The following is a 525-nucleotide window of genomic DNA, read 5'->3' as shown; positions in this document are numbered from 1 at the left end:
AGCTTTCGCAGATCAGGTAGTAGTCCTTGACGATGCGCCGGAACGGCGTCAGCGACAGGATATGGGCGACGACATCCGAACCGTCCTGGCGGCTGATGGCGAAGATCAGCCGCGATTCGGCAAGCGACAGCTTGAGCTTGTACGGGCCGCCGCCATCGTCGTTGACCGGGCGGAAACTGTTTTCTTCGATCAGGTCGAAGATCGCCACGGCGCGTTCATGTTCGACGTCGGGGGTCGAGCGGCCGATCGTTTCGTCGAGTTCGACGTCGATCAGCCTCGCATTGGTTGCCTCGGCTCCCGACATGCTCGCCTACATGTTCAACCGGATGGAAACGGAGCGGCCATGCGCGTCGAGCCCTTCCGCCTTGGCCAGCGTAATGGCTGCCGGCGCCAGTTGCCGCAACTGTTCGGGGCCGAGCTTCAGCACCGAGGTGCGCTTGACGAAATCAAGCACCGACAGGCCGGATGAGAAGCGTGCCGAGCGCGCGGTGGGCAGAACATGGTTGGAGCCGCCGACATAGTCGC

2 protein-coding genes are annotated in these 525 nt (G+C 62.9%); both read right to left on the bottom strand.

Annotated features, from left to right (window positions below; genetic code table 11):
• Positions 1-304, bottom strand: a 304-nt coding sequence (locus tag O7A70_RS33965; RefSeq protein WP_337144227.1) for a UPF0262 family protein, incomplete at its 3' end; no start/stop codon positions are given.
• 6 nt (positions 305-310) lie between these two features.
• Positions 311-525: histidinol dehydrogenase (locus O7A70_RS33960; protein ID WP_337144226.1), on the bottom strand; the 215-nt coding region annotated here is incomplete at its 5' end.

Source organism: Mesorhizobium sp. Cs1299R1N1, from assembly GCF_037179655.1.
Taxonomy (GTDB): Bacteria; Pseudomonadota; Alphaproteobacteria; order Rhizobiales; family Rhizobiaceae; genus Mesorhizobium; species Mesorhizobium salmacidum.
This window is presented reverse-complemented; position numbering and strand designations above follow the sequence as displayed.